A 23,548-nucleotide genomic window follows, 5' to 3' on the forward strand; every position below is an offset into this window, starting at 1 on the left:
GGCCCCTTTTTCGTTATGGTCGCAGCGCTAACGCCGAACGGAGACCGTGACGATGCTGAACAAGGCGGCAATTCTGCCAGTGGCCTGCTCCCTCATGCTGGGAGCCTGCGCGACGATGGGCAAAACGGACAAGACCCCGACGATTGCGCAGGCAACGCTCGCCGATGCCGCGGGGGCACCGGTTGGCAACGCGCGGATCGAGCAATCCGGAACTGCGCTATCGCTGGTGGCTGAAGTGCGCGGGATGTCACCGGGGCAGCATGGCATCCACCTTCACACGACGGGCAAGTGCGAAGCGCCTGGTTTCACCTCGGCGGGTGGCCATCTTAATCCCACCGCGCATCAGCATGGTTCGATGAACCCGGCCGGACCGCATCTTGGAGATCTGCCCAATATCATGGTCGCAGCCGATGGCATGGGCGAGGTGCGGGCACCCCTCACAGGCGGAGCAGCCGATCTGCTCGCCAACCTGCTTGATGCCGACGGCACGGCCGTTGTCGTGCACGCCGGTCCGGATGACTACAAGACCGACCCCAGCGGCAACAGCGGTGGGCGGATCGCCTGCGGTGTCCTCAGCCGGGCAGGCTAGATCCCTTCGCCCGCAGCCTTGGCGCGCTGATCGATGCTCGCCAAGGCTGCCGGGACGGTCCGTATCGCGACAACAAGCAGGACAAATCCGACAGGCGCCGCGACAAGCGTGGACAGCACACCCAAGGCCAGGTCGTCGCCATTGGTGGCAGAGACATAGCCGGCCATGAACGGACCCAGAGCGAGACCGACCAGCGTGGTGGCGAGGAAGAAGGTCGCCGTCGCAGTGCCGCGCATGCGTGGCAGGACCAGCGCCTGACTTGTTGCTGCTGCTCCACCAAGAGCGCTGCTGGACATTGTTTGCGCGATGAACAGCATCGCCACGAAGGTGGTGAAGCTGTCGGCATTGAAGGCCGCGACCAATGGCAGAATGGGCGCAATCAGACCGAACAGCGTTACGAAAACCCGGCCGGAAGGTGAGCGGCGATAAAGGGCGTCAGCTATGCGTCCGCCGAGAATGACGCCGAGAAAGCCTGCGAGCGCGCCGGGCGCTCCGATGAACCAGCCCAGTTCCGACTTGGCGATATCGAACGTCCGCTCGGCATAGGGCGCGGCCCAGTAGGAGGTGGCATAGGAAGTGAAGGCGACCATGCCGTACCCTAGCGTGGTGCACAGGAATGCCGGGGTGCCCCAGATCAGCCGGAAGGTCGGCAGATCGCGCGCGCGCAGGGCGCTGGCCCAGCTGTAGACAGCGTAGATGCCCACGCCGATGAAGATCCATTGTTGCCGCGTGGCATTTCCGAGCATCGCTGTAAGGCCGTAGATGCACGCGGCGATCAGCGCTGCAACGGCCAGGTTGGCGGCGAGCGCAACAGGTCCGCGACGCAAGGCACCGATCAGCGTGAGCGGGGGGATGACCGTGACGAGTTCGGCAAGAAAGCCTTTGAACGGGCGCTCGAGGCTGGGTGTCGGCAGACCATCGATTGCGCCCCTCACAGGCTCTCGCAGTGTCGCCACAAGCAGTGCGAGGGCGACGCCGGGAAGGCCCACCGCCATGAAGGCCGCCTGCCAGCCGACAAGGCCCAGCGGGCCGCCGTCCGGGTATGCGGCGTTCCATCGCTCCACGATCAGGCCGCCGACGAGAAGCGACAGGCCGCCGCCGAGGAACAGGCCCGACGAATAGATCGCCAGGGCTGTCGCGCGCAGGCGCTGCGGGAAATAGTCGGAGATCAGCGAGTAAGCCGCAGGGCTGGCAGTCGCTTCACCGACACCGACGCCGATCCGCGCAGCCGTCAATTGTCCTCCGGTGCGCGAAAGGCCGGAGACTGCGGTCATGACCGACCACAGTGCCAGCCCGGCGCTCATCAGTCTCACGCGGTGCCAGCTGTCCGCCAGTCGGCCCAACGGAATGCCGAACAGCGAATAGAACACCGCAAACGCTGTGCCGTAAAGGAAGCCGAGGTCCGCGTCGGTAAGCGAAAGATCCTTCTTGATGTCGTTGGCGAGGATCGAAAGGATCTGCCGGTCGACGAAATTCAGGATGTAGACCAACACCAGGATGCCGAGCACGTACCAGCTGTACGCGGTGGCTTCCTGCTCTGGCTTCGGGGCATAATTGCCGTCAATCTTCGCCGTACCGGGTTCCGTCATTCAGGCCTGCCTCTTCAAACCCTGCGCGCCGCAGACGACAGCTGTCGCACACACCGCAGGCTCTCCCATCGGGTAAGGGATCGTAGCAGGACCAGCTCTGGCCTGCGTCGAGCCCCAGTCGCGCTGCTTCCTGCGCGATCTGTGATTTCTTGAGATGCTGGAGCGGGGCATGGACCGTCACTGTCCCGCCCTCGCTGCCGATCTTGGTGGCGATGCGCGCAAGATCCTCGAATCCTTGAACGAATTCCGGTCGGCAATCGGGATAGCCCGAATAGTCCAGCGCGTTCACACCGATGAAGAGATCCTTCGATCCGGCTGCTTCCGCCCATGCCAAGGCGAGCGAAAGAAACACCAGGTTGCGAGCCGGAACGTAGGTGACCGGGATGTCGTCGCCCACGCCATCCTTGGGCACGTCGATGTCTGCCGTGAGCGCCGAGCCGCCGAACTGGCGCAAGTCCAGCGGCAGGATCACGTGGCGCTCCACACCAACGCGCTCGGCAATCACCCGCGCCGCATCAAGTTCCACGCGGTGCCGCTGGTTGTAGTCGATCGTCAGGGCGAGGACGCGGAAACCCTGTTCCTTGGCCAGCCCGGCGCAGACCATCGAATCGAGGCCTCCCGACAAGAGAACGACGGCAAGGGGAGCTTGAGCGACTTCGACGTTTGGGGACATTGCCAATGGGCTACCCGCGCAGCCCGCCCGATGCAATGGTCTCGCAAGTAACTTTATGCTTCCCGCTTCAGCGCGGGCAAGGACCCAGCCGTCGCGCCTCTGCTATGAAGTTGAATGGCAGTCCCTTGTCGATTCCCTGCGTTTCCAGCTGGGCAAGACGCGGGTTCTCGAAACGGACCCGCGTGTGGCCATAGCCACCTGCCGGGCAAGTGTACTGCACGGTGACCATGGTGGGCGCGTCCTCGATGACGAAACGCCTGCAGGCCTCACCGCGGTGGCGCACCTGGATGAGCTTGCGCCCGTTGTCGACGCAGACCTGGACCGTATCCGCCTCATCGCGGGCCCGCACTTCCCACAGGCCCGGTTCCAGGCGATCGAGCATGGCCAGTGCAGGGCCTTGAGCGACGCCCGAGGTCGCCAGGAATGCCCCGCCGGCCAGCGCCGACAGCCCGATTGCGCGAACGAGGCCGCGCGCGGAGATCAGACGTGAAGACATGAAGCCCTACTCGCACCCGTGAGCGCAGGCGTCTGTGCCTTTGCTCACCTAAGGCTGGATCATATCACCGTGTTGCGCGAGACGGAACGGTCCATATGCGCGACAAGGTGTGAAAAACCCTGTCATGTTTCACGGTGAGGTCGACCGTCAGTCTATGTCGATGGCGAACTCTCGCGAACAGAAGGAGCAATCGACGACGATCAATCCATCATCGTTTTCCATCTCTGCCCGTTCTGCAGCCGCGAAACGGGAAAGGATGTCGCGGTAGTGCTCGATGGTGCAGCGGCAGCCACGGGTGAGGCCGGTGCCGGTTTCGGTCCGGATTTCCGGCTCCTCGTGGAACAGCCGCCAGACCACGCTTTCGAGGTCGAGCGATGGATCGACCAGTTCGGCTTCGCTGACCGAGCCGCCAAGGACAGCGACATGCTCCCATTCCGGATGGTCGAGCTGAACGTGCAGCCGCTCCCGGCCTTCTTCCCCTTCAGGCAAGTGCTGCAGCAGCAGTCCGCCAGCCACGCAGGCCCCAGGCGTATTGCTGACACCGATGCGGATCAGCGTGGGGATCTGCTCCGACTGGAAGAAGTAGCTCTGGCACGCTTCCGCCAGAGATTCCCCTTCGAGCGGGACGACGCCCTGATAGCGCTGGCCGGTAGCGGCAAGGTCGAAGGTGATTGCGAGGTATCCCTCACCGAACAGCGAGAACAATGACGGCACAGGGCCCAGCTCGTCGAGCCGCGCGCGATCGTGCCGCACATAGCCGCGCAGTTCGCCATTGCGGTAATCGCAGACCAGCAGGTCGACGATTCCGTCCTGCGTCTGGGCCTGCAGGGTCAACTGGCTGTCCTCGCCCTTGAGCAGCGAGCCGAGCAGTGCGGTGATCGTCAGCGCTTCGGCCAGCAGGTGCCGGATCGGCGCGGGATAGGCGTGGGCCGAAAGGATCGTGTCGAGAACCGGGCCCAGCCGGACCGCCCGGCCGCGCGCGTTCTTGTGCGGCAGGGTAAAGTGCATCACCGTGTCGAAACCGGTGGACGGCTGGACCTGTTCACTCACTGCAATTCAAACCCTTCAGATCTGGCCAAAGGCCCAGCGCAGCACGGACTTCTGCGCATGGATGCGATTTTCGGCCTCGTCCCACACGACCGAGCGCGGCCCGTCGATTACCGAATCCGTGACCTCCTCGTTGCGATGTGCAGGCAGGCAGTGGAGGAACAGCGCATCAGGCTTCGCGTGGGCCATCAAGGCGTCATTGACCTGATAGGGTTCCATCGCTGCCAGCTTGGCCTCGGCATAGGACTGACCCATCGAAATCCAGGTGTCAGTCACGACGACGTCGGCACCGCGCACGGCCTCGATCGGATCGCGCACGACACGGATTCCGCCGCCAGCCAGCTTCGCCGCCTCGATCATCGCCGCATCGGATTCGTACCCTTCGGGCACGCCGATGCGCACGTTGAACTTCATCAGGCCCGCCGCCTCGACAATCGAATTGAGCACGTTGTTGCCATCGCCCAGCCAGGCAACCTCAAGGCCGGGCAGGGCCTTGCCATGCTCGATCACGGTCAGCAGGTCCGCCATGATCTGGCAGGGATGCGACAGGTCGGTGAGGCCGTTGATCACCGGAACGCTGGCATAGCGGGCCAGCTCCTCGACCTTGGCGTGATCGTCGGTGCGAAGCATGATGGCATCGGCCATGCGGCTGAGCACCCGTGCGGTGTCGGCGATCGTCTCGCCCCGGCCGAGCTGTGTGGTCCCCGCATCGAGGATCAGCGCCGACCCGCCGAGCTGGCGCATGGCGATGTCGAACGACACGCGGGTGCGGGTCGAGTTCTTCTCGAACACCATCGCCAGCACGCGCCCCGCAAGCGGCGCATCCGCGTCCGGCTGGCCCTTGGGCAGACCAGCACGCGCCGCCTTCCGGTCAATCGCATCGTTGAGCATGGCGGCGATGGCATGGCCACCAGCATCGGTCAGGTTGAGAAAGTGCCTCTGGCTCATGTAACAGGCGCCTCCGGCGCATAGCTTGCTGCAGCGGCCGAGAGCCGGTCCATGAATTCGTCGATGTGGCTGTCGTCGATCACCAGCGGCGGGATCACACGGACGGTGTTGTCGCCCGCCGAGACTGTCAACAGCTGGTGATTGTCGCGCATGTGGGCCACGAAGGGACGCGGCTCGACCTTCATCATCAGGCCGAGCATCAGGCCACGCCCGCGCACGCCGATGAACAGGTCGGGGTAGTTGCCGATGAACTGCTCGATGCGGCCGCGCAGCCGCTCGCCCTTGGCGCGCACTTCGCTCAGGAATTCCTCGTTTGCCACGACATCAAGCACGGCTTCGCCTGCCGCCATCGCCAGCGGGTTGCCGCCATAGGTGCTGCCGTGCGTGCCGGCGACCATGCCGCGCGCCGCCTTTTCGGTGGCAAGGCAGGCGCCCATCGGGAATCCGCCGCCGATGCCCTTGGCGGTTGCCATCACGTCGGGCGTGATGCCGTACTGTTCGTAGGCATAGAGCGTGCCGGTGCGCGCGACGCCGCACTGCACTTCGTCGAAGATCAGCACGAGGTCATGCTCGTCACACAGCGCGCGCAGGCCCTTGAGGAATTCGTCGGAGGCATCGCGGATGCCGCCTTCGCCCTGGATCGGTTCGACCAGGAAACCCGCGGTGTTCGGGCCCATGGCCGCCTTGGCGCCCTCAAGGTCGTCGAAGTCGACGTACTTGAAGCCTTCGAGCAGCGGCAGGAAGCCCTTGTGCATCTTTTCCTGGTTGGAGGCGCTGATCGTGGCCATCGTGCGGCCGTGGAAGGCGTTCTTGAAGGTGATCAGTTCGTACTTGTGGTCATTGCCCACGGCCGAGTGATAGGCGCGCGCGGTCTTGATCGCGCACTCCACCGCTTCCGCTCCCGAGTTCGTGAAGAACACGGTATCGGCGAAGGTCAGGTCGACCAGACGCTGCGCCAGATGCTCGCCCTGCGGGCTGCCGTAGAGGTTCGACACGTGCATCAGCGTTGCGGCCTGCTTCTGGATCGCGCCGATCAGGTGTTCGTTCGAATGGCCGAGCAGGTTCACCGCGATGCCGCTGGCGAAATCGAGGTAGCGAGTGCCGTCCTCGGAGATCAGGTGGCAATGCTCGCCTCGCACCGGACGCACGCCGCACCGGGGGTACACGGGCATCAGCGGGGTGATCGACATAGAGCTCTCCTGTCAGTTTCGAAAGTTACGGGATAGCGCAATAATCCTGCGCAGGCCAAAATGAAAAAGGGGAATCGACAAACGACAAATGGCGGCCCTGCCGGACCGCCATCTGTGCGCGTATGTAGTGCAGGCTGCCGGTCAGATTACCGGAAGCGATGCAATCGGGATCAACCCTGAATCGGCACCAGGTTGACCGCCGAGTGCTTGCCTCGTCGATCGACCTCGAGGTCGAACTCCAGCTTGTCGCCTTCGTTCAGCTCGCGCAGGCCCGAGCGTTCGACGGCACTGATGTGCACGAACGCGTCCGGCTGGCCATCGTCACGCGTGATGAAGCCGAAGCCCTTCATCGCGTTGAAGAACTTGACCGTGCCGGTTGCCTTCTCGCCGGTCAGCTCGCGCTGCGGAGCAGCGGGCTTCGAAGCGACGGGGATGATATCGCCGACGACCTGAAGGTCTGCCGCCGAGATCTTGCCACCGCGATCGACGAGGTTGAATTCGAGCGTCTGGCCTTCAGCCAGGCCTTCGAGGCCTGCGCGTTCGACAGCGCTGATGTGGACGAACACGTCCTCACCGCCGTCTTCGCGCGAGATGAAGCCGAAGCCCTTCTGGCCGTTGAAGAACTTGACGACACCCTTGCCGGTGCCGACGACCTGGGCAGGCATGCCGCCGCCGCGGGGGCCGCCGAAGCCGCCACCGCCGCCGCCACGCGGGCCGCCGCCGAAGCCGCCGCGATCGCCACCGCCGAAGCCGCCACGATCACCGCCACCGAAGCCACCGCGATCACCGCCGCCGAAGCCGCCGCGTCCGCCGCCGCCACCGAAGCGATCGCCACCGCCGAAGCCGCCACGGTCACCATAACCGCCGCCGCCAAAGCCGCCGCCACCGCCGTAGGGATCGAAACCGCCTTCGTCGCCGAATCCGTCGCGCTTGTCTCTACCGCGACCGCGCCGCCCTCTGTCAAAACCCATAGAAATCAATAGACCTTCAATCCGCCCCAACCTTCACGGCACCGCAGGCCGGACGCGGGAGCCGGCGGCGCGACGAGGGAATCAGTGCCGGTCTCTAGAGGCCGGACCTTACCTTTGCCGGCAAGACTATAGAGCAAAAACGCAGGACCGCTAACGGAATCGACAACTCGGCCACAATTCGTCCCGAAAACTGTGGCATTTGTGCCGACTTGCGCAACTGCAAGCGCCGTACTTGCCCCGGCCCAAAGCATTCGGCACAAGCATGTCGAGCAGATTATCAGGACACGCCAGATGTTTCGCAAGATCGACGACAAGACGTATGCCAGCCCACAGATTGGCCTCGCCGAAGTGGCCTATGCCAAGGCGCTGGGCATCGGCATGATAATCAACAACCGTCCCGAAGGCGAATCCGACGATCAAGTTCCGGGTGCCGACATCGAGGCGGCAGCCAGGGAAGCAGGGATGGCCTACGTGGCCATTCCCGTCAGCCACGCCGGCTTCTCGATGCCGCAAGTCGAAGCCATGCAATCTGCGCTGGCGCAAGCGGGCGACGCGCCGGTGCTTGCCTATTGCCGCTCGGGCACGCGCTCGACCTTGCTCTGGGCACTGGCGCAGGCGCGTTCGGGTCTGAACCCCGACGAGATCGCCGCCAAGGCTGCAGGCGCCGGGTATGACATCAGCCCGATCCGGGCCACGGTCGACATGCTGGCCGCTCAGGCCGGGTAAGCTGCACCGGGGGGCGGCGTGAACTTCCAGATCGAGGCCGCGCTGGCCACTCCGGGGGTGGCCAAGGTCCTGCAGTTGCTGGGCTCGCTGCTGGCGATCCTGCTGCTGGCATGGCTGGCGGGCCGCATGCGGCTGGGCGGTGATCCTCGCATTCACGGCACCGATGAGGCGCGCGCCCTGGCGGAGGACGCCGTCTGCGGTTTTGACGCGCAGGACGTCGTGGTTGACCGCGCCGGCTACGGCGCACTTGCCCGCGATGTTCGCGGCCGAGTGCTGCTTATCCGCCAGCATGGCAGCCACTTCGCGACCCGCCAGCTCACCAGCCATGCCGGGGTCAGGCTCGATGGGCGCTTTCTGACGATCGCCACGGATGACCGACGCTTCGGCACGGTCACGCTCGACCTTGGCGACCAGGCGCAGGTCTGGGCCGCCAGCCTGCGCCGCCTTGGAGCTTCCGCATGAAGCCGATCGATGTCGTTACCTACGCGGTGCCGTTCTTCGTCATCATGGTGCTGGCCGAGATGATCTGGGCCGCGCGCCGCGCGCCGGAGAAATACGAACCGCGTGATACGCTGACGAGCCTTGCGCTCGGCTTGGGAAGCACAGTGGCGGGCGCACTTACCGCAGGCGTTGTGTTCGCCGCCGCGATGTGGCTCTACGATCATCGCTTCTTCACCGTGCCGAACCTGTGGTGGGCCTGGATCGCCTGCTTCGTGCTCGACGATTTCAACTATTACTGGGCGCACCGCACCGGCCACCGCGTCCGCTGGTTCTGGGCCAGCCACGTAAACCACCATTCAAGCCAGCACTACAACCTGTCGACGGCGCTGCGGCAGACCTGGACCGGATTCTTCGCGCTTTCGTTCGTGTTCCGCATCTGGCCAGCGTTGCTCGGCTTCCATCCGGCGATGCTGGTGACGGTCGGCGGCGCCAACCTGATCTGCCAGTTCTGGATCCACACCGAAGCGGTCGGGCGCATGCCGCGCTGGTTCGAGGCGGTATTCAACACGCCCTCGCACCATCGCGTCCACCACGCCACGAACCCGCTCTACCTCGATCGCAACTATGCCGGAGCATTGATCGTCTGGGACCGCCTGTTCGGCACGTTCCAGCGTGAACGGGACGATCTTCCGATCCGCTATGGCATCGTCAAGCAATTGGGCAGCTTCCACCTGCTCCACGCCGCCTTCCACGAATGGCGCGGCATGCTCGGCGATTTCTGGCGAGCGCCGTTCCGGCACAAGTTCTCGTATCTTGTGCGCGAGCCCGGCTGGAGCCACGATGGCAGCCGCGAAGGGTCCGATGCTATCCGTGCGCGGTGGATGGAGCGCAACAGCGCCGACTAGCGCTTTTTCGTTTCGGCCTTCTTGGGTTCGGGCTTCGCCGCACCAAGCTTCTCCGCCTCGGCGATCGCGGCCTCGGCAATCGGTTCCATCACTGCATAGCCCTTGGCATTGGGATGGATGCCATCGGGTGCCAGCTCCGGATTGATACCGCCCTCGGCGTTGACCAGCGCCGAGTGATAATCCGCGAAGACTGCCCCGCGCGCCTTGGCATAGTCCTTCAGCCAGGCATTGAGCGCGACAACCTGCCTCGCCGGCGACAGCGCAGGCTTCCACGGGAACTTCGCCGCCGGCAGGATGCTGCCGATCACCACCGCGATACCATTGGCCTTGGCGAGATCGACCATTGCCGCAACGTGATTGGTGTACATCTCCGGGCTGTTTGGCCCGGTGTTTCCGGCAAGGTCGTTGGTGCCGATCATGATGTGCACGACCTTGGGGCGGAGGCGCACCACGTCCTGATAGAAGCGCACAAGGATCTGCGGGCTGGTCTGCCCGCTGATCCCGCGACCCACTGCGCCTGCCACGAACAGCGAAGGTGCAAGGCCTACCCAGTTCTCGGTGATCGAATCCCCGATGAACACGACGCGCGGCGCCTGCGCGATCTGCTTGTCGGCATCGGCATAGCGACACTCCCATGCCCAGTCGTACTGGCGCACATAGGGGTGGCCGAAGAACAGCCCGCGCGTGTCGGCGGGGCAGGGCTTCTCGATCATGCCGTCGCCTGGCGGCGTAACCAACGGGGCTGCCGGGGCAGGGCGGTTCTGCGCCCATGCCGGAAACGCCGCCAGAGCCAGAACCGCTCCCAGAGCCCGACGCATCAGATGATCCCCACGGCCTTTCCGGCGCGCTCGAACATGCCGATGATCGTCTGCACCTGATCCGCCGAATGCTCGGCGCAGAGCGAGCAGCGCAGCAGCGTCATGCCCGCAGGCGTTGCCGGCGGACGGGCGAGGTTCACGTAGAGTCCTTCGTGCAGGAGCGCTTCCCACATTGCCGCACCACGTTCGAGATCGGGCATGATCACTGCGATGATCGCACTCTGCGGCTCGCTGGTGCCAAGCTGGAAGCCCTTGTCGCGCAGGCCCTTGTGCAGGGTCTTGGAGTTCTCCCACAAGTGCGCGCGCTTGTTCCCGGCATGCATCAGCTTGCGGATTGACGTTGCCGCTGTGTGCACCACGCTCGGCGGAAGCGAGGCGGTGAATACGTAGGGACGGCACACCAGCCGCATGATCTCGAACTTCGGATGGTTCGAAACGCAGAAGCCGCCGACCGTGCCGACCGACTTCGAGAACGTGCCGATCACGAAGTCGACGTCCTCAAGGCAGCCCTGGTCCTCGGCCACGCCGCGCCCGTTCGGCCCGATGAAGCCCATCGAGTGTGCCTCGTCGACCAGCACCATCGCGCCGTTTTCCTTGGCGATGCGGATCATTTCCTTGAGCGGCGCGATGTCGCCCAGCATCGAGTAGACGCCCTCGAGCACCACCAGCTTGCCCGCGCCTTCCGGCACGCGCTTCAGGCGCTTTTCCATGGCCTCGATGTCGTTGTGCTTGAACGGCACCACTTCGGCATCGCCCATCTTGCAGCCGTCCCAGATCGAGGCATGGCTGTCGATGTCGAGGATGATGTAGTCACCTTTGCCGGCAATCGTGCTGATGATGCCGAGATTGGCCTGGTAGCCGGTGGAGAACACCATGGCATGATCCATGCCATAGAACTCCTTGAGCGCTTCCTCGCAGGCCTTGTGCCCGGCGTAGGTGCCGTTCAGCACGCGGCTTCCGGTGGTGCCCGAGCCGAAATCATCGAGCGCCTGCTTGCCCGCCGCGATCACGTCGGGGTCGAAGGTCATGCCCATGTAGTTGTAGGTGCCGAGCAGGATCGTCTCGCGCCCGTTGCACACGGCGACGGTCGGACTGATCACCCGCTCCATCACCAGGTTGAACGGGTCTTCCACCCCGCCCGCCAGCAGCGCGCGGCGCTGTTCGATCAGTGGGTCGAACTTTGAGAAAAGGTCGGTCATCTAACTTCTCGTGTCCTGAATTCCACCTTCGTCCGCTCATCCTGAGCCTGTCGAAGGATGCTGGCACTGCGTCCGGTGCTTAGACAAGCTCAGCATGAGCGGGGCGGGGGTACGTCGTCAGCCCTGAAGCTTCGTCACCGCATCGATCAGCTGGCCGTAGGTCTCGATCTCGGCCTGCTGGTTCATGCTGATGATGATGTCGAAGTCGTCCTCGATGGCCGCGACGAAGTCCATCACCGTCAGGCTGTCCCATTCGAGATCGCCGGCAAAGGTGGTCGCTTCGGTGATGGCGATGCCCTTCTTGTTGAAGGGTTCGATCAGTTCGGCGATCTTTTCGGCGGTTGCGGCGCGATCCATCAATTCTTCTCCAAGGAGCAGGAGAGGCCCCCTGCCAGACGATTAAGGCCGAAAAGCGGCCATTGGCCACGCTTGTCAAGCGCGCTGCCTCTGTGTCATCCCCGGAAATACGGATAACCGCACAGAACGGCCCAAAGAACTGGGAGGGGGAATGATGGCACAAGTCGAGACACAGGCCGAGCAACCGCTGGCTGCACCGTCGATGCCGTCACCGTCCGGCTACTCCAATCACGCCATTCACCTGGTTCGCACCTCGCAGCAGATCAACCTGACGTTGAGCCAGATGGCCGACGCCAAGGCTTCGATCCTGATGGGCGCGACATTCCTCGTCTTCACGATCGCCGTCGGGCAGGCCAAGAGCGGAACGCTGCCATGGTCGCTGGGCGTGCTCGCGCTGTTCGCATTCATCTCGGCGATGTGCGCTGTGTTTGCAGTGCTCCCGTCAGTCAGCAATCCCAGGTCGGCAAAGCTCAACGACGGCAAGCCCAACAAGCTGTTCTTCGGCTATTTCACGCACATGGACGAGGGCGAATGGACCGATTCCATCCTGTCCGAACTGCGCGCCGATGAAACCGTGTTCCGCACCATGCTGCACGACATCTACCAGAACGGGCAGGTCCTGCAGCGCAAGAAGTACAAGTACCTCGCCTACGCCTACAAAAGCTTCATGGCGGGGCTGTGCCTGACGGTGCTGACCTTCATCATCGAACACGCCCATAGCGTTGCAGCTGCGATGTAAATCTCAGACCAGCGCGTTAACCGCCACCATGAATGGCCCGATCGACACCGGCTTTGCGAGATAGCCCTCGGCGCCCGCTGCCCTGATCGTCTCCTCGTCACCCTTGCCGGCATAGGCCGTTACGGCAAGGATCGGGATTGCCTTCAGTTCCTCGTCCGCCTTGATCGCCTCGATCAGGTCGATGCCGGAAACGTTGGGCAGCTGGATGTCCATGATCACCAGATGCGGCATGAACAGCCGCGTTTTGTCGATCGCCTCGCGCCCGTCGGCGACCGGTTCCACCTCGAAGCCCTTGGCGCGCAGCAGATCGCAGAACAGCTTGCGGTTGAGGTCGTTGTCCTCGACAACCAGAATTCTTTTTGCCACTGACACGCCTGTCTTACGAAAGCTTACCGCGCCACCCTTATTGCCCGCGAAAGGCCCTGACAATCATCCGAGAGCCTTCCTCCCCCGTCGATCCGGCCGCCCTTGCGCTGCAGGCTCTCGGCTGGGTCCTGTCCGATGGAGACCGCGCGGAACGGTTCCTCGGCCTAACCGGTCTCACGCCCGACGAACTGCGCGCTGGCCTCGGCGATCCGGCCATGCTGGGTGCCGTCCTCGATTTTCTCGCCAACCATGAGGCAGACCTTGTCAACGCAGCCTTCGCGCTCGACATCTCGCCCGAAACCCTGATTGCCGCCCGGAAGGAATTGTCATGAGCCGCCCCTTGATCGTCAGCGATTGCGACGAGGTGCTGCTGCACATGGTCGCTCCGTTCCGTGACTGGCTGGGCGAAAGCCAAGGCGTCACCTTCAAGATGGACAGCGCCGATTTCTCCAAGGCAATGCGCTACGCCAAGGATGGCGAGCTGGTGCCACCGCAGGAAATCTGGAACCTGCTCAACAAGTTCTTCGATACCGAGATGTATCGCCAGCAGGCCATTGCCGGGGCTGTCGCCGGGATCAACGCTGTCGGGCAGGATGCCGACGTGGTGATCCTCACCAACCTCAACGATCACCGCCGCGACATGCGCGCGCGCCAGCTGGCCGATGTCGGCATCAACGCCCGCGTCTTTACCAACCAGGGGCCGAAGGGGCCGGCGCTCAAGGCGATCCTCGATGAGTACAACCCCTCGCGCGCCTTGTTCATCGACGACCTGCCGCAGCACCACGATTCGGTTTCGCAACTGACGCCCGAGGTGATCCGCCTGCACCTGTGCGGCGAACCGCTGCTCAGCCCTCATATCGACTGCGCCCACAAGGCCGGCCACGCCCACGCCCGAATCGACGATTGGGAAGCGGCCCTGCCGTGGATTCTGGAACAAATACATGGAGAAGACGCGTGACCGATTCTGTTGAAGCAAAGCTGGCCGCCCTCGGGCACACGCTGCCGCAGGCCGCTGCGCCTGTTGCAGCCTACGTGCCCACGGTCGAGGCGAACGGGTTGCTCCACGTCTCGGGCCAGCTGCCTTTCATCGCTGGCAAGCTCGTCACCGGCCGCCTCGGCGAGAACGTGAGCCTCGAGGATGGCGCTGCCGCCGCGCAGGCCTGCGGCCTGATGATTCTGGCGCAGGTCAAGGCGGCGCTCGGCTCGCTCGATCGCGTGGAGCGCGTGGTAAAGCTCGGCGCCTTCATCAGCTCGACCGGAGACTTCACCGATCAGCCCAAGGTCGCCAACGGCGCGTCGGAACTGATGGTTGCCGCGTTCGGCGATGCCGGCAAGCACGCCCGCAGCGCGGTCGGCGTTCCGGTCCTGCCCCTGGGCGCTGCGGTGGAAGTCGATGCTGTCATTGCTGTTCGCCCTGCTTGACCGCTGGCTCGTTCCCGCGCCTGATCAGGCGCGGGTCGGCTGGCTGCGCGGCGTAAGCTACGCGCACCGGGGCCTGCACGGGTCGGGTATTCCCGAAAACTCGCCCAGCGCCTTTGCCCTCGCGATCGAACGCGGCATGGGCATCGAGTGCGACGTGCAGCGCACGGCTGACGGACAGGCGGTCGTCTTCCACGATTGGGACCTCGACCGTCTGACCGCCGAGACTGGCGCGGTGATCGAACGCCGCGCAGAAGCTCTCGCCAAGATCCAGCTCACTGGCAGCACCGATTGCATACCCACCTTACCCAGCTTCCTCGATCAGGTGGCCGGTCGCGCACCCCTGCTTATCGAACTCAAGTCCAGGCGCGAAATCCGCGTCGCCCCATTGTGCCTCGCCGTGCGCCGCGCGCTCGAGGGTTATCGCGGCCCGATTGCGGTGATGAGCTTCGACCCCCGCGTCAGCCGCTGGTTTGGCCGCCATTCGCCCCACATCGTCCACGGCCTTGTCGTGACCGAGGAAGGCAAGCGCACCCTGCTCGCTTCGCTCAAGCTGCACCTCGCTTTCTGGCAGGCTCGCCCGCAGTTCCTCGCGTGGGACGTGCGCGATCTGCCGAGCAAGTTTGCCGCCGCCCAGCGCAAGCGCGGCTTTCCCATCCTGACATGGACCGTCCGCTCCGCCGAACTCGCGGCCCGCGCTGCCGACTGTGCCGATGGACCTATTGCCGAGGGCGCGGGCGTCGAGGCATGACCCTCGCGTGACCTACACCGCGCGCATTCACAAGTCCGTCTCGGAAATCGCTGCCGAAGACTGGGATCGACTGGCGGGGCAGGGCAATCCCTTCGTATCCCACGCTTTCCTCAAGCTGCTCGAGGATTCGGGCTCGGTCGGCGGCCGTTCCGGCTGGTCGCCGCTGCCCATCGTGATCGAAGGTGAGGGCGGTCGTCCTGCCGCTGCGCTCCCGGCCTATCTCAAGAGCCACAGCCAGGGCGAGTACGTTTTCGACCATTCGTGGGCGGACGCCTGGCAGAGGGCAGGGGGCAGTTACTATCCCAAGCTGCAGATCAGCGCCCCGTTCACCCCTGCGACTGGCCCGCGCCTGCTCTTGGGCGACCGTCCCGACCTTGCGCTGCCGCTCCTGCGCGCAGCCGAACAGCTCTGCGACAGCAACGGCCTGTCCTCGGCCCACGCGACGTTCATCGAGCCTGCCCAGCTACCCATGTTCGAGCAGGCCGGCTGGCTCCCGCGCTCGGACATCCAGTTCCATTGGGAAAATCGCGGATATGAAAGCTTCGCCGATTTCCTCGGTGCGTTGAGTTCCGAAAAGCGCAAGAACCTGCGCAAGGAGCGCGCCCGCGCGCAGGACGGCGTCGAAATCCGGCAGCTGACGGGCGATGCCATCCGCCCCGAACACTGGGACGCCTTCTGGGTGTTCTATCAGGACACGGGCGCGCGCAAATGGGGCCGGCCCTATTTGACCCGCGCCGCCTTCGACCTGATCGGCGAGCGCATGGCCGACAAGGTCCTCCTCGTCCTCGCCTTCGATGGCGACGAACCGGTGGCAGGTGCGCTCAACTTCATCGGCAGCGATGCGCTTTATGGTCGCTACTGGGGCGCGGTGGTGGAGAAGCCCTTCCTCCACTTCGAACTGTGCTACTATCAGGCAATCGACGCCGCCATCGCGCTCGGTCTGTCACGCGTGGAAGCAGGCGCCCAGGGCGGCCACAAGCTGGCGCGGGGTTACGAACCCGTCCAGACTTTGTCGGCCCACTACATCGCCGACCCAAACTTCCGCAGCGCCGTCGCCGATTTCCTCGAACGCGAACGCGCAGGCATCGCGCAGGACCAGATGTATCTCGGAGAGCGGACCCCATTCAGAAAGGGGTGAGACTTGTCTAGGTGACAGGATACGCGTAAAGAATATTGCAGATTATGTTGACATGAGGTTCTGGAAGATGGGCAAATCGCTAAACCTCAATGTCCGGGTGAGTGGCGTGCTCGGAGAGTTCGTTTCAGGGAACGTTGGCGAAGACGGCTCATACGAGAACGTCAGCGAGTACGTCCGTGACCTCATCAGACGCGACATGGAGCGAGTGGAACAGGAGGATTTTGCCCGACTCAAGGCAGAACTTCAGCGCGCCTTTGCAACGCCCGATTCAGAGTTTCTTTCACTCACGGCAGACGACATCATCCAACGAAATCGTCGCGCCAGGTGACAGTCTTCCGGCTCGAACCCGGTGCTGCGGTCCGGCTTGACGAGATTTATCTCTACACGCGCGATGTGTGGGGAGATGAGCAGGCGGAGCGATACATTCGCAGTCTGTTCGACACTTTCGACGCAATTGCCGCTCGCAAAGTCGTCTGGAGGCGCATCCCGGCGGAATTCGGTGTAGACGGTTGGTTCATTCGCCATGAGCGGCATTACATTTACTGGAAGTCAGCGGAAGACGGCGCTGTAGGCATCGTTGCTATCCTGCACGAGAGGATGCACCGTATCGCCCGCCTCAAGGTTGAGACGAAATAGCCGCTGCAAACAGCGAAAGTTCAAGCCGCCGCGCGACCGCTCCGCAACCATTCACGCGCCCGGCGCTGAGCCTCGGCGATTTCGCGTGCGGTCATCTCATCGGCCACGTCTGCCCGGCATTGTGCCGCCTCGTCGTGTCCGCCGACGGCTGCTAGGTTGAACCACTTGTGCGCCTCGATCAGATCGCATTCCACGCCGTGGCTGCCGGTCGAATAGGCAACACCCAGATCGAACAGCGCGCTGGCGTCACCAGCAGCCGCAGCGGCGAGGCAGGATGCCACCAGCATGTCGGCAATATCGTGCGATTCGCTGGCCGGAGCCTCATGCGTCGCCACCAGTTTCACCCAAGCCTGTCCCATAACCTTTTACCCCCGCAAGGAAGGCCGAACCCCCGGCTTTCCGATGAAGGCAAAGGTCAACGATCTTGGTCAACAAATGGTTAACGACGGTGCAAATGTGATTCCCGTTGAAACAGTTCCGGAAAACCCTGTGCGAACGCTCACGCTTCAGTCGTCATTAATGCATCATATCCGCCTAAGTGCTTGTGCGTGTCACAGGCCAATCCTATAGGCGCGCCAGCAATGGAGCTTGCACGCCTGCAAAGGAAAAGAATGCGAGCCGGGAGGGGCGGATAGCTTGTTATGCGGAGGGCCGAATGGCTGGGGTCTTGAGTGACGAGATTGACGTTCTGGCAAAAGCGCGTCGTGCGATGCCGAGCGATTATGTTCCCAATGACGACGAACCCTACATGAATGAAGCCCAGCAGGACTGGTTTCGCCGCCTGCTGATGGAATGGAAGAAGTCGATCCTCTCCGCCGCAGCTGGCACCTTGACCGCGCTGCAGGACGGACCGATCCGCGAACCCGACCTCAACGACCGCGCCTCGAGCGAGACCGACTGGGGCATCGAACTGCGCACCCGCGATCGCCAGCGCAAGCTCATCGCCAAGATCGATTCCGCGATGCGCCGGATTGATGAAGGCGAATATGGTTACTGCGAAGTGACCGGCGAGCCCATCGGCCTTGGCCGCCTGATCGCCCGTCCGATCGCGACGATGACCGTCGAAGCACAGGAAGCACATGAACGCAGGGAAAAAATTTCTCGCGACATGTGATTGCAAGGTCCCGGACATGGCATGTTCGGGACCATGACAACCAAGTTAACAAAGTTCCGAAGTAACACCTTGTTTACCCTCAAGGTTTAGGAAACTTCCACGAATTCTCGCTAGTTCGTTGCGTGCAGGCGCAAGGTGCCGTGCAAGCGTGGGTTTTCTCGAGGAATGGCAGGACCTTTGGTGACAAGCATCGACCATCGGCAACTGGGGCGCGACAGCCTGTTCCTGATGGCCGAGGTACGCCTTTCGGGGACCGAGGCGGAGCACCGCGTCAAGGTGCGCAACCTCTCTGCTGGCGGCATGATGGCCGAGGGGGCGATGAAGGTCCTGCGTGGTACGCCGGTCGAAGTGAATCTGCGCAACATCGGCTGGGTAGACGGGGTCGTCGCCTGGATCCAGGACAACCGCTTCGGCATCGCCTTCATCGAGGAAATCGATCCCAAGCTGGCCCGTGCGCCTGTGGGAACCGGTCCATCGACTCCCCGCTTCGTCAAGCCGCCGATTGCACAGGCGGTCGGGCCGCTCCGCAAGATCTGAGCTTCTGGACGCTGGCGGCCTGCTGGCCTAGGTTGCCGGCATGATCCCGCGTTACACCGTCGCTGCTGCCCTGGCACTCGTGCTTTCGGCCTGTGGCCAGTCGCGCGACGGGACGCTGGAAATCGCCGTCATGGGCGATGCGGCGGCGTTGAAGGAGAGCGGCCAGCGCCTCTCGCCACCCGCGCAACTGTTGCGCTCCGCCACGCACGAAGGGCTTGTCGGCTTCGATGAACAGGGCCGCGTAGTCCCTGCACTTGCCGACCGCTGGATCGTTACCGACAACGGCCAGAGCTACATCTTCCGCCTGCGCGATGGCACCTGGCCCGATGGCAAGCGCATCACGGCCGATGGCGCCGCACTGGCTCTGCGCAAGACGATTGCCGGCCTCAAGGGGCGGGCACTCGGGCTGGATCTTGCCGCGATCGACGAAGTCCGGGTGATGGCCGACCGGGTAATAGAGATCGATCTGTCCTCGCCGGTGCCGGAACTGCTGACCCTGCTTGCCCAGCCGGAACTCGCCCTGACATGGCGTGGCAAGGGCACCGGCCCGATGGCGCGGGGCGAGGATGAAGACGGGGCACAGATCTATACGCTGATTCCGCCTGAACAGCGCGGCTTGCCCAAGCAACCCGATTTTGCCCGCCGCGCCCGCAAGCTGGCGGTGACCCTTGCATCGCCGGACAAGGCGGTCGCCCTATTCAACGATGGCTACGCCGATGTCCTGCTCGGCGGGCGGATCGATACGATTCCGCTTGCAGGTTCTATCGGCCTGACGCGCGGCAACGTGCAGCTGGATCCGGTTATCGGCCTGTTCGGCCTGATGGTGGACAGTACGCAAGGGTTCCTCGGCGCGGCGGCCAATCGCGAGGCCCTGGCCATGGCCATTGACCGGGATGCGGTGCTTGGCCGCTTCAACATCGGCGGCTGGCAGCCGACCACACGAGTCGTGTCTCCCGATGTCGAGGACGATCTCGGTACCATCGGCGAACGCTGGCAGGGCATGAGCAGCGAGGAACGGCAGGCGCAGGCAGCGGCGCGGGTTGCGGTGTGGAAGTCCGGTGGCAGATCGGTCCCCACGCTCAATATAGCCATGCCGGGCGGGCCAGGCTCCTCTCTCGTTTTCCAGCAGCTGCAGACCGATTTCGCCCGCATCGGCTTGTCGATCCGCCGCGTCGGTGAGCGGGACCGGGCCGATCTTCGCCTGATCGATGTCGCCGCACGCTATGGCCGCGCGACGTGGTTCCTCAACCAGCTGTCATGCACCGTGCAGAAATCCGTGTGCAGCCCGGTCGGGGACGAGCGTGTGGCAGAAGCGCGCAAGTCCGCCGATCCCGCCGCGCGCGCAGCCTTGCTGGCCGAGGCCGAGGCCGAGATCACGGCGGCCAACGGGTTCATTCCCATTGCCCGTCCCTTGCGCTGGTCGATGGTGCGCAGCGGCACTCCCGGCTTTGCCGCCAGCCCATGGGGTTGGCATCCCTTGCCGCCGATGGCCTGGCTCCCCAGATAGGGAGCATGGACCACACCGTTTCTGCCACCCGTCCCCAGCGCATGCGCCCGGAAATGCCGGGCATCGGCAACGATCCCGCCTCGGTGCGCCAGCGCGTAGAGATGCTGGAGCGCGTGCTGGAGCGCAGCTTCACCATCCCCGGCATCCGCCGCGATTTGGGCCTCGATGCGATTGCCGGTCTTGTGCCGGTATTGGGCGATCTCCTGACCGCTGCGATGGGTGCCTACATCGTGTGGGAGGCGCGCAATCTTGGCCTGCCGAAGTGGAAGCTGTGGCGGATGGGCGCCAATGTCGCCTTCGATACGGCCCTTGGTGCGGTGCCCATCGTCGGCGACGCCTTCGACCTGTTCTTCCGCTCGAACTCCCGCAATCTCAAGATCTTGCGCAAACATCTCGACAAGCATCACCCGGAAGCGCGCGTAATCGAGGGGTAAGGCGAGGTCCGCAATTTCGGCGATTCTTGACGCGAATTTGAAACAATCGCCAAATGCTGGCGTTCATCGCCGGTTAGGTCGATAGCGCGCAGGCAATGGCAATGATGTTCAATCTGCAGGAACGAACGGCGGCAATCGGGCAGGCGACTGCGCGTTTTTCGCTGCTGCGCGAGGAGATTGCGCGGCGCGGGAGCCTGGCATTCCAGCCGCGCCCGCCCGAGGCGCGCGGGCCGAAGTGGCAGGCGCTTCTCGGCGAACTGCGAACGCCGCTTGAGCATTGGCAGGCTTCGCGGCAGGCGCAGGTTTCACAAGAGCCTGCCGCACAATCGCGGCCCGTCATGCTGTTGCCCGGCTTTGGCACTCACCCTGTGCGGATGAAACCGCTGCGCCTTGCGCTCGAAGCGGCCGGACACCGCGTCAGCGATTGGGGCCTCGGCTTCAACTTCGGCCCGACCGAGGACCGCTTCGAACGCCTGTGCGAGCGTGTCGTCACCATGGCACGCAAGGAAGGCGAGCCGCTGGTTCTGGTCGGCTGGAGCCTCGGCGGCGTCTTCGCGCGCGAGGTGGCCAAGCGCCATCCCGAAGCGGTGCGGCTGGTCGTGACCATGGGAACGCCCTTCTCCGGAGACCGCCGCGCCAACAACGCCTGGCGTGCTTATCAGCTGATCGCAGGCCATTCGGTGGACGAACCGCCGATCGGGCAGGACATGTCGGCCAAGCCGCCGGTGCCGACCGTGGCGCTGTGGAGTGCGCGCGACGGGATCGTCGCCCCCCGCTCTGCCTGCGGGCGCAAGGGGGAGAGAGACCTTGCGATTCCAATGCGTTGCACGCACCTGGGTTTCGCCGCGCACCCGGATGTGGCGGCGATGCTGAAGCGGTTGGTGTCGCTCTACTAAGCTACCTCAACCTCCACCGCGATGCCACTCAGCGCCGCGTTGCCTGACAGCGGGTCGACTTCGTTGAGGGTAATGTCGTTGACGCTGACCCCGGGTTTGCCGAGTGCGTTGGCCATGGCGACGCCGGGGAGGGCGTGGCCCCAGCCGTGGGGGATGGAGACGGTGCCGGGCATCATGTCCTCGGTGACTTCGGCGGAAAGGCTTATTTCTCCTGCGCTTGAGCGGACCTTTACCGTCGCGCCATCAGCGATGCCGCGCTGTTCGGCATCGGCAGGGTGCATCATCACCGTGCAGCGATCCGGCCCCTTGATCAGGCGGCGGCTGTTGGCGAGCCACGAATTGTTGGTGCGCAAATGGCGCCTGCCGATCAGTTTCAGGCCCTCCGAAACCTCGCTGACCGGAATTTCCAACTCTCCGAGGCAGAGCATGAACTCTGGTATGGCGCAGGCCACACTCTTCGAGGCAGAGCGTAGGCGGGCGGGCAACTGTTCGGTGGGCGGCGGACCCAGATCGATGCCCGAGGGAGCATCCTCCACTTGTTGGAGAGTGAGGCCGTAGGGCCCCGTCCGGAGAAGTCCGTCAAGCGCCTCGCGCGGGGCGGGGGCCTGGACCGGTTCGCCGCTGATCGCGCTGGCAAGGCCGCGCAGGATTTCCCAGTCGTGAAGGGTGCCTTCGGTCTGCGGCAAGGTCGGCGGCGAATAGACCGCGATGGTGCGCGCAGCCATGGGCAGGAGAAACAGACCGTAGTGATCGCGCTCCAGTGGTCCGCTGGGGGGCAGGATGTAGTGGGCGTGGGCGCTGGTGGTGTTGCGGTAAATGTCGATGGAGACCATCAGCTCCAGTGAATCCAGCGCCTTGGCCAGACGCGAGCCGTTGGGGGTGGACAGGACCGGGTTGCCGGCGACGACGAACAGCGCCTTGATCTGGCCCTCGCCGGGGGTTTCGATCTCCTCGGCCATGGCGGCGGCGGGAAATTCGCCGAGGACCGAACGGTGGCCCGAGACCCGGGAGGTGTACTTGCCGATCGAGCCGGGTGGCAGGACGCTGACGGTATCGACGGCGGGCCGTCCGAAGACCCAGCCGCCTTCGCGATCGAGTTGGCCGGATGCGATGTTTATCAAGGAGATAAGCCATGCGTTGAGCGTGCCGTGCGCTTGCGTGGCCGTCCCCATGCGGCCGTAGAGCGCAGCGGGGCCAGCGGCAAATCGGTCCGCCAGACGCTCGATTTCGGCAAGGGGGATGCCGCAGGCGGCGGCGCAGGCTTCGCTCCCGAAGCGCTCCAGCAGGGCGCCGACTTCATCGAGGCCGGTGACGAAATCCTGCACCGGGCGGTGGGGCTTGCGCGCCATCAAGGCCTTGAGCAGTGCGACGAGGAACCAGACGTCGGTGGCCGGGCGGATGAACAGGTGGCGGTCGGCGATCTTGGCGGTTTCAGTGCGGCGCGGGTCGATGACGACGAGTTCGCCGCCGCGCGCGCGCAGGTCCTTCATGCGGGCGCGAAAATCGGGGACAGTCCAGAGCGAGCCGTTCGATGCCATGGGATTGCCGCCGAGTATGACGAGTGTCTGCGTGCGGTCGGCGTCGGGAATCGGGAACATGCTGGCGTGGCCCCACAGTCGCAGATTCGCGACCTGATGCGGCATCTGGTCGACTGTGCTGGCGGAAAACTTGTTCCGGGTGCGCAGCGCCTTTTCGAGAAAGCCGATGTTGAGGGCGTTGCCATAGGAGTGTGCGTTGGGGTTGCCGACATAGACGGCGGTGCTGTCAGGATCGCGGGCGAGGATCGCGCGGGTCTTTTCGCCGATCTCGGCAAAGGCTTGTTCGAAGCTGATCTCGTGCCAGTCCGAGCCGATGCGCTTGAGGGGTTTGCGCAGGCGGTCAGGGTCCTCCTGCAGGTCCTGGAGCGCCGTGCCCTTCGGGCAAATGTGCCCGCGTGACAAAGGGTTGTCGGGATCACCCTTGATCGAGACGATCCTGTCGCCCTCGACTTCGACCAGCACGCCGCAGTTGGCTTCGCAGATGTGGCAGGTGCGATGGTGAATTGTCGGCATCGCTGCTCTCC

General features: G+C 64.2%; 30 protein-coding genes. 17 read left to right on the plus strand and 13 right to left on the minus strand.

Annotated elements, in window-relative coordinates:
* Window positions 1-52: 52 nt before the first annotated feature.
* Window positions 53-589 carry a superoxide dismutase family protein gene (locus I2488_RS05415; RefSeq protein ID WP_196275063.1) on the plus strand — a complete coding sequence of 179 codons (537 nt, stop codon included), beginning with the start codon at window positions 53-55 and terminating at the stop codon, window positions 587-589.
* On the opposite strand, the gene I2488_RS05420 is transcribed toward I2488_RS05415, so the two are convergent.
* The 7 genes from I2488_RS05420 to I2488_RS19695 all read right to left on the minus strand — a co-directional run bounded on the left by I2488_RS05420 (window position 586) and on the right by I2488_RS19695 (window position 7,503).
* The gene (locus I2488_RS05420; RefSeq protein ID WP_196274795.1) at window positions 586-2,178 is read right to left on the minus strand and encodes a spinster family MFS transporter; all 1,593 of its coding nucleotides are present in this window, start codon (window positions 2,176-2,178) and stop codon (window positions 586-588) included. The two genes, I2488_RS05415 and I2488_RS05420, sit on opposite strands and share 4 nt — an antisense overlap.
* Window positions 2,150-2,851 carry a 7-cyano-7-deazaguanine synthase QueC gene (gene queC / locus I2488_RS05425; protein ID WP_196274796.1) on the minus strand — a complete coding sequence of 234 codons (702 nt, stop codon included), beginning with the start codon at window positions 2,849-2,851 and terminating at the stop codon, window positions 2,150-2,152. The genes I2488_RS05420 and queC overlap by 29 nt, the downstream gene beginning before the upstream one ends.
* A gap of 67 nt (window positions 2,852-2,918) precedes the next feature.
* Complete coding sequence (locus I2488_RS05430) at window positions 2,919-3,347, minus strand: DUF3617 domain-containing protein (protein ID WP_196274797.1); 429 nt, start codon at window positions 3,345-3,347, stop codon at window positions 2,919-2,921.
* A gap of 147 nt (window positions 3,348-3,494) precedes the next feature.
* Window positions 3,495-4,355 carry an Hsp33 family molecular chaperone HslO gene (gene hslO, locus I2488_RS05435; RefSeq protein WP_196275064.1) on the minus strand — a complete coding sequence of 287 codons (861 nt, stop codon included), beginning with the start codon at window positions 4,353-4,355 and terminating at the stop codon, window positions 3,495-3,497.
* 57 nt (window positions 4,356-4,412) lie between these two features.
* Window positions 4,413-5,342, minus strand: a complete 930-nt coding sequence (argF, locus tag I2488_RS05440; protein WP_196274798.1) for an ornithine carbamoyltransferase — start codon at window positions 5,340-5,342, stop codon at window positions 4,413-4,415.
* Window positions 5,339-6,532 (minus strand): aspartate aminotransferase family protein, encoded by a 1,194-nt coding sequence (locus tag I2488_RS05445; protein WP_196274799.1) that lies wholly within the window; start codon window positions 6,530-6,532, stop codon window positions 5,339-5,341. The genes argF and I2488_RS05445 overlap by 4 nt, the downstream gene beginning before the upstream one ends.
* A 170-nt stretch (window positions 6,533-6,702) precedes the next feature.
* A complete protein-coding gene (locus I2488_RS19695; RefSeq protein ID WP_196274800.1) occupies window positions 6,703-7,503 on the minus strand; it encodes a cold-shock protein in 801 nt (266 codons plus the stop codon).
* Between the two features lie 291 nt (window positions 7,504-7,794).
* Between I2488_RS19695 and I2488_RS05455 the strand changes: the two genes are divergently transcribed.
* Genes I2488_RS05455 through I2488_RS05465 form a run of 3 tightly spaced genes read left to right on the plus strand, consistent with a single transcriptional unit; the run spans window position 7,795 to window position 9,575 of the window.
* Window positions 7,795-8,229 carry a protein tyrosine phosphatase family protein gene (locus tag I2488_RS05455; RefSeq protein WP_196274801.1) on the plus strand — a complete coding sequence of 145 codons (435 nt, stop codon included), beginning with the start codon at window positions 7,795-7,797 and terminating at the stop codon, window positions 8,227-8,229.
* A gap of 18 nt (window positions 8,230-8,247) precedes the next feature.
* Complete coding sequence (locus I2488_RS05460) at window positions 8,248-8,691, plus strand: hypothetical protein (RefSeq protein ID WP_343070990.1); 444 nt, start codon at window positions 8,248-8,250, stop codon at window positions 8,689-8,691.
* Window positions 8,688-9,575, plus strand: coding sequence for a sterol desaturase family protein (locus tag I2488_RS05465; RefSeq protein ID WP_196274802.1), 888 nt, complete (start codon window positions 8,688-8,690; stop codon window positions 9,573-9,575). The genes I2488_RS05460 and I2488_RS05465 overlap by 4 nt, the downstream gene beginning before the upstream one ends.
* Here I2488_RS05465 and I2488_RS05470 read toward each other — a convergent pair.
* From I2488_RS05470 to I2488_RS05480, 3 genes are all read right to left on the minus strand, one after another.
* Window positions 9,572-10,393, minus strand: coding sequence for an SGNH/GDSL hydrolase family protein (locus I2488_RS05470; RefSeq protein WP_196274803.1), 822 nt, complete (start codon window positions 10,391-10,393; stop codon window positions 9,572-9,574). The genes I2488_RS05465 and I2488_RS05470 overlap by 4 nt on opposite strands.
* Complete coding sequence (spt, locus tag I2488_RS05475) at window positions 10,393-11,592, minus strand: serine palmitoyltransferase (protein ID WP_196274804.1); 1,200 nt, start codon at window positions 11,590-11,592, stop codon at window positions 10,393-10,395. The genes I2488_RS05470 and spt overlap by 1 nt, the downstream gene beginning before the upstream one ends.
* A gap of 117 nt (window positions 11,593-11,709) precedes the next feature.
* Window positions 11,710-11,949, minus strand: coding sequence for an acyl carrier protein (locus tag I2488_RS05480; protein WP_039332481.1), 240 nt, complete (start codon window positions 11,947-11,949; stop codon window positions 11,710-11,712).
* Between the two features lie 154 nt (window positions 11,950-12,103).
* On the opposite strand from I2488_RS05480, the gene I2488_RS05485 reads away from it, so the two are divergent.
* The gene (locus tag I2488_RS05485; RefSeq protein WP_196274805.1) at window positions 12,104-12,688 is read left to right on the plus strand and encodes a Pycsar system effector family protein; all 585 of its coding nucleotides are present in this window, start codon (window positions 12,104-12,106) and stop codon (window positions 12,686-12,688) included.
* Between the two features lie 3 nt (window positions 12,689-12,691).
* On the opposite strand, the gene I2488_RS05490 is transcribed toward I2488_RS05485, so the two are convergent.
* Window positions 12,692-13,054: a response regulator gene (locus I2488_RS05490; protein ID WP_196274806.1), complete on the minus strand. Its 363-nt coding sequence runs from the start codon at window positions 13,052-13,054 to the stop codon at window positions 12,692-12,694.
* Here I2488_RS05490 and I2488_RS05495 point away from each other — a divergent pair.
* The 7 genes from I2488_RS05495 to I2488_RS05525 are packed head-to-tail and all read left to right on the plus strand — an operon-like array spanning window position 13,048 to window position 16,998.
* Window positions 13,048-13,386, plus strand: a complete 339-nt coding sequence (locus I2488_RS05495) for a DUF3572 domain-containing protein (protein ID WP_425492360.1) — start codon at window positions 13,048-13,050, stop codon at window positions 13,384-13,386. The genes I2488_RS05490 and I2488_RS05495 overlap by 7 nt on opposite strands.
* Window positions 13,383-14,012 carry an HAD family hydrolase gene (locus tag I2488_RS05500; protein WP_196274807.1) on the plus strand — a complete coding sequence of 210 codons (630 nt, stop codon included), beginning with the start codon at window positions 13,383-13,385 and terminating at the stop codon, window positions 14,010-14,012. The genes I2488_RS05495 and I2488_RS05500 overlap by 4 nt, the downstream gene beginning before the upstream one ends.
* Window positions 14,009-14,476 carry an Atu1372/SO_1960 family protein gene (locus I2488_RS05505; protein WP_196274808.1) on the plus strand — a complete coding sequence of 156 codons (468 nt, stop codon included), beginning with the start codon at window positions 14,009-14,011 and terminating at the stop codon, window positions 14,474-14,476. Before I2488_RS05500 ends, I2488_RS05505 begins: the two co-directional genes overlap by 4 nt.
* A complete protein-coding gene (locus tag I2488_RS05510; protein WP_196274809.1) occupies window positions 14,448-15,224 on the plus strand; it encodes a glycerophosphodiester phosphodiesterase family protein in 777 nt (258 codons plus the stop codon). Before I2488_RS05505 ends, I2488_RS05510 begins: the two co-directional genes overlap by 29 nt.
* 7 nt (window positions 15,225-15,231) lie before the next feature.
* The gene (locus tag I2488_RS05515) at window positions 15,232-16,362 is read left to right on the plus strand and encodes a GNAT family N-acetyltransferase (protein WP_343070991.1); all 1,131 of its coding nucleotides are present in this window, start codon (window positions 15,232-15,234) and stop codon (window positions 16,360-16,362) included.
* Between the two features lie 52 nt (window positions 16,363-16,414).
* The gene (locus tag I2488_RS05520; protein WP_246465511.1) at window positions 16,415-16,690 is read left to right on the plus strand and encodes a ribbon-helix-helix domain-containing protein; all 276 of its coding nucleotides are present in this window, start codon (window positions 16,415-16,417) and stop codon (window positions 16,688-16,690) included.
* Window positions 16,687-16,998, plus strand: coding sequence for a type II toxin-antitoxin system RelE/ParE family toxin (locus I2488_RS05525; RefSeq protein ID WP_196274811.1), 312 nt, complete (start codon window positions 16,687-16,689; stop codon window positions 16,996-16,998). Before I2488_RS05520 ends, I2488_RS05525 begins: the two co-directional genes overlap by 4 nt.
* A gap of 20 nt (window positions 16,999-17,018) precedes the next feature.
* Here I2488_RS05525 and I2488_RS05530 read toward each other — a convergent pair whose 3' ends face one another.
* Window positions 17,019-17,357, minus strand: a complete 339-nt coding sequence (locus I2488_RS05530) for a hypothetical protein (RefSeq protein WP_196274812.1) — start codon at window positions 17,355-17,357, stop codon at window positions 17,019-17,021.
* Window positions 17,358-17,653: 296 nt separating this feature from the next.
* Between I2488_RS05530 and dksA the strand changes: the two genes are divergently transcribed.
* From dksA to I2488_RS05555, 5 genes are all read left to right on the plus strand, one after another.
* Window positions 17,654-18,112, plus strand: a complete 459-nt coding sequence (gene dksA / locus I2488_RS05535; RefSeq protein ID WP_039332497.1) for an RNA polymerase-binding protein DksA — start codon at window positions 17,654-17,656, stop codon at window positions 18,110-18,112.
* A gap of 165 nt (window positions 18,113-18,277) precedes the next feature.
* Window positions 18,278-18,649 (plus strand): PilZ domain-containing protein, encoded by a 372-nt coding sequence (locus I2488_RS05540; RefSeq protein WP_214652229.1) that lies wholly within the window; start codon window positions 18,278-18,280, stop codon window positions 18,647-18,649.
* A gap of 40 nt (window positions 18,650-18,689) precedes the next feature.
* On the plus strand, window positions 18,690-20,156 hold the full coding sequence (locus tag I2488_RS05545; protein ID WP_196274814.1) for an ABC transporter substrate-binding protein: 1,467 nt from the start codon (window positions 18,690-18,692) through the stop codon (window positions 20,154-20,156).
* 5 nt (window positions 20,157-20,161) lie between these two features.
* Window positions 20,162-20,590, plus strand: a complete 429-nt coding sequence (locus I2488_RS05550; protein ID WP_246465512.1) for a DUF4112 domain-containing protein — start codon at window positions 20,162-20,164, stop codon at window positions 20,588-20,590.
* Between the two features lie 104 nt (window positions 20,591-20,694).
* On the plus strand, window positions 20,695-21,486 hold the full coding sequence (locus tag I2488_RS05555) for an esterase/lipase family protein (RefSeq protein ID WP_196274815.1): 792 nt from the start codon (window positions 20,695-20,697) through the stop codon (window positions 21,484-21,486).
* Here I2488_RS05555 and I2488_RS05560 read toward each other — a convergent pair.
* A complete protein-coding gene (locus I2488_RS05560; protein WP_196274816.1) occupies window positions 21,483-23,537 on the minus strand; it encodes a molybdopterin oxidoreductase family protein in 2,055 nt (684 codons plus the stop codon). The genes I2488_RS05555 and I2488_RS05560 overlap by 4 nt on opposite strands.
* Between the last annotated feature and the right edge of the window lie 11 nt (window positions 23,538-23,548).

This window comes from Novosphingobium jiangmenense, from assembly GCF_015694345.1.
Taxonomy (GTDB): Bacteria; Pseudomonadota; Alphaproteobacteria; order Sphingomonadales; family Sphingomonadaceae; genus Novosphingobium; species Novosphingobium jiangmenense.